This is a genomic window from Nocardioides cremeus, from assembly GCF_030518195.1.
Classification (GTDB): domain Bacteria; phylum Actinomycetota; class Actinomycetes; order Propionibacteriales; family Nocardioidaceae; genus Nocardioides; species Nocardioides cremeus.
This window is the reverse complement of record NZ_JAULSC010000047.1, coordinates 1-7,086: the sequence shown is the minus strand read 5'-3', so window position 1 is coordinate 7,086 and position 7,086 is coordinate 1. Positions and strand designations below refer to the sequence as shown.

6 protein-coding genes are annotated in these 7,086 nt (G+C 72.7%); 4 read left to right on the top strand and 2 right to left on the bottom strand.

Going from position 1 to position 7,086, the window contains the following annotated elements; genetic code table 11:
- Positions 1-163: 163 nt before the first annotated feature.
- Positions 164-1,426 carry an HNH endonuclease signature motif containing protein gene (locus QWJ41_RS20560; protein WP_302710340.1) on the bottom strand — a complete coding sequence of 421 codons (1,263 nt, stop codon included), beginning with the start codon at positions 1,424-1,426 and terminating at the stop codon, positions 164-166.
- Between the two features lie 198 nt (positions 1,427-1,624).
- Between QWJ41_RS20560 and QWJ41_RS20555 the strand changes: the two genes are divergently transcribed.
- Complete coding sequence (locus QWJ41_RS20555; protein ID WP_302710339.1) at positions 1,625-2,311, top strand: DUF4328 domain-containing protein; 687 nt, start codon at positions 1,625-1,627, stop codon at positions 2,309-2,311.
- Here QWJ41_RS20555 and QWJ41_RS20550 read toward each other — a convergent pair whose 3' ends face one another.
- A complete protein-coding gene (locus QWJ41_RS20550) occupies positions 2,312-3,310 on the bottom strand; it encodes a GNAT family N-acetyltransferase (protein ID WP_302710337.1) in 999 nt (332 codons plus the stop codon).
- A gap of 43 nt (positions 3,311-3,353) precedes the next feature.
- Between QWJ41_RS20550 and QWJ41_RS20545 the strand changes: the two genes are divergently transcribed.
- From QWJ41_RS20545 to dnaG, 3 genes are all read left to right on the top strand, one after another.
- Positions 3,354-4,634, top strand: a complete 1,281-nt coding sequence (locus QWJ41_RS20545) for a deoxyguanosinetriphosphate triphosphohydrolase (RefSeq protein WP_302710336.1) — start codon at positions 3,354-3,356, stop codon at positions 4,632-4,634.
- A 10-nt stretch (positions 4,635-4,644) separates the two neighbouring features.
- Positions 4,645-5,580 carry a 2-hydroxyacid dehydrogenase gene (locus QWJ41_RS20540; RefSeq protein WP_302710335.1) on the top strand — a complete coding sequence of 312 codons (936 nt, stop codon included), beginning with the start codon at positions 4,645-4,647 and terminating at the stop codon, positions 5,578-5,580.
- 30 nt (positions 5,581-5,610) lie between these two features.
- Positions 5,611-7,086: DNA primase (gene dnaG / locus QWJ41_RS20535; RefSeq protein WP_302710334.1), on the top strand; the 1,476-nt coding region annotated here is incomplete at its 3' end.

The window sequence follows — 7,086 nt, the reverse complement described above, 5'->3', positions numbered from 1 at the left end:
CCCTGAGCGCACCAAAGGCCGCGCCCTGCACCAGCTCGAACAACTCGGCTACACCGTCACCCTGGAGAAAGCCAGCTAACCCCGGCCAACTGTTTATCTTCGTATCAGACGGTTGCTGCGCAACCTCCTCAACCAACGACGGCCAGGACCGAGCGGACCTCTTCTAGGTTCGTCGGTGGAAGGTGACCTGGTTGTTGCCGCCGATATCGGCCTCGTACTCGGGATCGTGGATGCGGCGGTGGTGGAACGGGCACAGGAGTCGTCCCCGGGCGAGGTCGGTGTGGCCGTGGCAGGACCAGGGGTCGTCGTGGTGGGCGTGGCACATGGCCGGTGGTGCGTCGCAGCCGCGGGCGGTGCAGCCGCCGTCGCGGATGCCCATGGCGATCCGCTGGGCCGGGGTGAAGTACCGCTTCGCGCGTCCCACGTCGAGCGGCTGACTGTGGCCGCCGAGGACAACGGGGACGACGCCGGCCTCGCACGCGAGGCGGCGTGCGGTCGCGGCACTGATCCGGTCACCGGTGTCGAGCGTGGCCGCGGCGAGGCCGTCCTTGAGCGAGTCGAGGGTCATCGTCACCACGACGGTCGCGTTCACCCCACCGGCCTTGGGCAGTTCCTTCGGGTCGAGACGTTCGACGAGCTCCACGAACGCGGCACCGAGCCGCTGCGCCGTCGGGCGGCGTACCGGCACCGGCACCGGCACCTGCTCGTCGTCGGCGTCTGCGGCGGCACGGCTTCCGATCTGGTGTTTGGGGGCCGCGAACGCCAGCAGCGCCCGTTCCAGCATCTGCCCGACCAGCAGGGGAACCGTGAAGGACCCCTTGATCCGGCCATGCCCGTCCTCGCGCATCCGGAACACCGCCGACTTCTCGGCCTCGCGGTCGAGCTGTTCGGCCTCCCACGCCTCGGCCACCTCGGGTGCGACCACCTCGAGGATCCGACGGCCCAGCACCCGCAGCGCCTTGGCGTCGTGGACCTCCGCGAACGCCACCAGGGCCTTGGCCGCCTGCTCCAGCACCGTCGGGTCGAGGTCGTCGGGCAGCTCGTCCAGGGCAGTACAGATCACCGACGCCTGCTCCGCGATGACGTCGCCACGCCCGAGCGCTTCCCGCACCAGCTCGTACCGATCCAGCCCTGCCGCCAGGCGGACCTGGCGGAACGACTCCCGCTTCGTCGACCGGGTGGCGTTGGAGTGCCATACCGCCACCGAGGGCGACGCATTCGTCTCCGCCACTGCCACGGTCTCGGCGTGCACGAGGGTCCGCGACTTCAGCTCGACCACCCTCGCCTCGAGCCGTGCGATGTCGACCATCGCCTCCGCCGTCGCCGCCTGGCCCATCGACCAGGTCGGCACCTCGGCGAGCTCGTCGAGCAGCGAGTGCATGCGCGCGACCGCCCCGTTGATGGGGTGCGCCGCGGTGGTGGCCATGAGTAAAGTATCTCAGGACCCACCGACAAAGCACCAGGTCAGAAGCCGTTTTCCACAGGCCGATCGAAATTATTTTCGAGGCCTCGGCGACGGTGCGCAAGCGACCGGTCGGTGGTGCAGAAGTGACTGCTCGGTGGTGCAAAGCTGACTGCTCGGCGACGTGGGCGTGTGACGGGTGGGGCCCCATACTTCCCGCTCGTGACTACCGCGACGCAGTCCTCTCGACCCGCACTCGGCCCAGGCTGGTCGACCCTCTCCCAGGCGTTGGTGGCCATCCTCGGGCTGGCCCTGCTGGGCAACCTCCTCAACGGGGCCTTCTCGTTCTGGGCCTGGCGGACCTTCAGTGGGTGGGCCGACGAGCCTGCCGCCGTCGACCTGGGGCAGGCCACGGCGTACGACACCGGCACTGCGGTCGCCGCGCTGGTGCTGAGCCTCGTCCACCTCGCCGTGCTGGTGCTGATGATCACCTGGTTGTTCCAGGCCCACCGCAGTGACCGGATGGACCCGTCGCGGCTCGAGCACAGGTCCGGGTGGGCGATCGGCGGGTGGTTCGTGCCGTTCCTCAACCTGGTGCGGCCCTACCAGGTGGTCGAGGACGTGCGGGTGGCGAGCCAGAGCTCGCTCGGTCGCCAGTCCGACGTCGTCCTGGCGTGGCGGCTCACCGTGGTCGGCGCCTCCATCGCAGGACGCGTCACCGCTGCCCTGGTCAGCGGGGCCGGCGCCTCCGACTCCGAGACCATCTCCGCCATCGCTTCGGCCAACCTGTCCGACGTGGTGGGGTCGGTCCTGTGGGTCGCGGCCGCGATCCTCGGCATCGTGGTGGTCAGGAGCACGACCCGGCTGGTGCAGCAGTCGCCGCACGTCCCGGTCTCGGCAGCTGCCTGATCAGTCCTCGCCGTCGCGACGCCGCGCGGCCACCGCGACGGCCGCACGCCCGCGCAGCCCGCGGGGCACCGCGAAGGTGCCGACGGGGGCGTCGGCGTCGGCGAAGCGGTACTTGTAGTCCTCGTCGCCGCGCAGGAACCGGAACTCGCGGGCGCCCTGCTCGAGCGCGTCGCGCACCGCGTGCACCAGCAGCACGAACCCGACGGACTCCCGGTCCATGCCGGGGTCGCGGCCGAACTGGTAGCAGTAGACGTCGGGGCCGAAGGCGAAGGTGAGCAGCGAGGACACGCAGCGGCCGTCGACGTCCATCGACCACAGCCGCAGCCACCCGCGCTCCAGCGCCAGCGCGGCGAAGGCGCGGGTGAAGCGGTGCTGACGGGGGTCGAGCAGGGGGCTGTCGCCCTCCCACCGGGCCGCGTGCAGCGCGAAGAGCGCGTCGAGGTCGGCCTCGAGGCTCTCGGCGGTGGCCAGGCGCACCACCACGTCGTGGTCGCGCTCGAGGGTGCGGGGCTTGCGGTTGACCTGGCCGCGGAAGTTCTTGCTCTTCGAGGCCAGCCACGACTCCCACGTCTGGCCGTCCTCGAAGCGCAGCACCGGGCTGACCTCGGTGCTGATGGGCCGCGCCCCCAGCGGCTCCCACCAGGCGTCCGCGACGGGGCAGTCCTGCAGCAGCACGACGTCGGCCGGCAGGTCGCCGTGCTCCAGCGCAGCCTGCAGCAGGGGAGCGGCTCGGGGCAGGTCCTCGGGCGCGCACACCGGCCCGAGCAGGTCGGCGGGGCCGTGGCCGATCCAGCGCACCTGGCGCAGCGCCCGCCCGCGCACGTGCAGGGGCAGCACCACGCTGGGAGCGGCCGCGTCGTCGACCAGCACGTGCGGGGTCGCGCCGTCGGCGTACTCCGCCCACCAGGTGCTGGCCCAGGCGTGGGTCGCGAAGAGGTTGCGAGCCGCCAGCGCGAGGGCGTCCCAGGTCGCGGGGTCCGGTCCTCCGAGGGGCAGCACGGCGTGAGTCTAGGGGGGAGGCACCGCATAGGGTGGCGGCGCCATGGACGCCCTGGACCTGTACGACGAGCACGCGCGCGAGCGCCTGGTGCCCGAGCCCCCCAAGCGGGTGGACGCGCCCGAGCGCACGCCCTTCGAGCGTGACCGCGCCCGCGTGGTGCACGCCGCCGCCTCCCGGCGCCTGGCGGCCAAGACCCAGGTGGTCGGCCCGCAGAGCAACGACTTCGTGCGCAACCGGCTGACCCACAGCCTCGAGGTGGCCCAGGTGGCCCGCGACCTGTCGCGGGCGCTGGGCAGCCTGCCCGACATCGCCGAGACCGCCGCGCTGGCCCACGACCTGGGCCACCCGCCGTTCGGGCACAACGGCGAGCGGGTGCTGGCCGAGCTCAGCGGGGCGTGCGGCGGCTTCGAGGGCAACGCCCAGACGCTGCGGCTGCTGACCCGGCTGGAGGCCAAGACCGTCGACGCCGAGGGCCGCTCGGCCGGGTTGAACCTGACTCGCGCCACCCTCGACGCCTGCACGAAGTATCCGTGGGCCCGGGGTGCCGCCGAGGCGCCCAGCGGCGTGCACGCCGACGGGTCGCCGCGCGAGGTGCACAAGTTCGGCGTCTACGAGGACGACCTGCCGGTCTTCGACTGGATGCGCGCCCCGGTGCCGGGCGCGGGCGTGCGCCGCTGCCTGGAGGCGCAGGTGATGGACCTGGCCGACGACGTCGCCTACTCGGTGCACGACGTCGAGGACGGCACGGTCGCGGGCCGCGTCGACCTGACCGACCTCGACACCGCCGCGGTCTGGGCCACGGTGCGCTCCTGGTACGAGCCGGGCGCCGACGACGACGTGCTCGACGAGGTGCTCGCCGGGCTCCGCTCGGTCGGCTCGTGGCCCACCACGGCGTACGACGCCTCGCGGCGCAGCCTGGCCGCGCTCAAGAACCTCACCAGCGACCTGATCGGGCGCTTCTGCGGCGACGTGCAGGCCGCGACCTTCGCGGCCGCCGACGGCCCCTTCGTCCGCTACCGCGCCGACCTGGTGGTGCCCGAGCGCACCCGCCTCGAGATCGCGGTGCTCAAGGGGGTCGCGGCGCACTACGTGATGCAGGCCGAGGACCGGATCGCGGTGATGGTGCGCCAGCGCGAGCTCGTCGCCGAGCTGGTCGCGCTGCTGCTCGAGCAGGGCCCCGAGGCGCTCGACCGGCCCTTCGCCGACGACTGGCACGAGGCCGTCGACGACGCCGGCCGGCTGCGCGTGGTCGTCGACCAGGTCGCCTCGCTCACCGACGCCAGCGCCGTGGCCCGCTGGGAGCTGCTGCGCGCCCGCGGCTAGCCTCGCGACCATGAGCGAACAGCGTGACCGGCTCGTCTGGCTGCCCTTCGACCCCGCCGAGCTCGGCGAGGTGCCGAGCGGGCTGCGCTACGAGGTCGTCGACCCGCGCGAGCACGTGCCCGACTCGGTCACCGACGTCGCGTTCTACGTGACGCCGTACGCCATGGGTCCCGAGGTCGGCGACGTGCTGGAGCGGATGAGCGGCCTCGAGGTGGTGCAGACGCTCAGCGCGGGCGTCGACAACGTGCGCAGCCGGGTGCCCGAGGGCGTCACCCTGTGCAACGGCCGCGGCATCCACGACACCTCGACCGCCGAGCTGACCCTCACCCTGGTGCTCGCCGCCCTGCGCGACGTGCCCGGCATGGTGCGTGACCAGGACCAGCACCGGTGGAACACCCGCTGGCGGCCCTCGCTGGCCGACAAGCAGGTGCTCCTGGTCGGCTACGGCGCGATCGGCCAGGCGATCGAGGACCGGTTGCTGCCCAACGAGTGCGAGGTCGTGAAGGTCGCCCGCACGGCACGGGAGACCGAGCGCGGCCACGTGCACGGCTTCGACGAGCTGGCCGACCTGGTGCCGACCGCCGACGTCGTGGTGCTGATCGTGCCGCTCACCGACGAGACCCGGGGCCTGGTCGACGCCGACCTGCTGGCCCGGATGAAGGACGGCGCCCTGGTGGTCAACATGGCGCGCGGGCCCGTCGTGGTCGCCGCCGACCTCCTCGCCGAGCTGCACGCGGGCCGGCTCCTGGCCGCCGTCGACGTCGTCGACACCGAGCCGCTGCCCGCCGACGACCCGCTGTGGGACGCGCCCGGTCTCCTGGTCTCCCCGCACGTCGGCGGAGCCACCTCGGCGATGTGGCCGCGGGCCCACCGGCTGGTGCGCGAGCAGCTCGAGAGGTACGCCGCGGGGGAGCCCCTCCACAACCAGATGACGGGCGCGTACTGAACGCGCCCGCCCGCCCGTAGGATCGCCGACGTGGTGGGCAGGATTCGCGAGCAGAGCATCGCCGAGGTGCGCGAGAAGGCCCGTATCGACGAGGTCGTCTCGCAGTACGTGACCCTGCGCAACGCCGGCGGCGGCTCGATGAAGGGGCTGTGCCCCTTCCACGACGAGAAGTCCGCGTCCTTCCACGTCACCCCCTCCCGTGGCTTCTTCCACTGCTTCGGCTGCCAGGAGGGCGGCGACGTCATCAGCTTCGTGATGAAGATCGACGGGCTCTCCTTCGGCGAGGCCGTCGAGCGGCTGGCCGACAAGTCCGGCGTGGCGCTGATGCGCGACGAGGGCGACGGCACCTACGAGAAGCCCAAGGGCCCGCAGCGCGGACGGCTCATCGAGGCGCACAAGGAGGCGCAGGCCTGGTACGCCGACCAGCTCGGCACGCCCGACGCCCTCGTGGCGCGCCAGTTCCTCGACGAGCGCGGCTTCGACCAGGCCTCGGCGCAGACCTTCGGCGTCGGGTTCGCGCCCCGCGACGGCGAGGCGCTCTTCAAGCACCTGCGCCAGAAGGGCTTCAGCGTCGACGAGCTGACGACCGGCGGGCTGGTGGCGGTCGGTCGCTCGCCGTACGACCGGTTCCGCGGGCGGCTGCTGTGGCCGATCCGCGACGCCTCCGGCGACACCATCGGCTTCGGCGCCCGGCGGATCTTCGACGACGACCGCATCGACGCGAAGTACCTCAACACCTCCGAGACCCCGATCTACAAGAAGAGCCAGGTGCTCTACGGCATCGACCTGGCCCGTCGCGAGATCGGCCGCTCCAGCCAGGCCGTCATCGTCGAGGGCTACACCGACGTGATGGCCTGCCACCTCGCCGGCGTCGGCACCGCGGTCGCCACCTGCGGCACCGCCTTCGGCGACGACCACGCCAAGGTGCTGCGCCGCTTCCTCAACGACCACGAGGAGTTCCGCGGCGAGGTGATCTTCACCTTCGACGGCGACGCGGCCGGGCAGAAGGCGGCGCTGCGCGCCTTCGGCGGCGACCAGAACTTCGTCTCCCAGACCTACGTGGCCGTCGAGCCCGGCGGGATGGACCCCTGCGACCTGCGCATCCAGCAGGGCGACGCCGCGGTGCGCGAGCTGGTGGCGCGGCGGGTGCCGCTCTACCGCTTCGTGCTGTCCAACGTGGTCTCCCGCTTCGACCTCGACCGGGCCGACGGCCGGGTCGACGCGCTGCGCGAGGGCGCCAAGCTGGTCACCAGCGTGCGCGACAAGTCCAAGGTCGACGCCTTCGCCCGCGAGCTGGCGCAGATGGTCGGCACCGACCCCGAGGAGGCGCGCTCCGAGGTACGCCGCGCGGCCGCCCGCGGCCCGCAGAAGTCGGGCCGGCCCGAGCGGCGCGACTCCGTGAGCACCACCGGCGCCGGGGGCGCGGGGGAGGAGCCGGCTCCGGCGCGCCGGGCGCTGCCCGACCTGCGCGACCCGCGCTTCGAGCTCGAGCGCGAGACCCTCAAG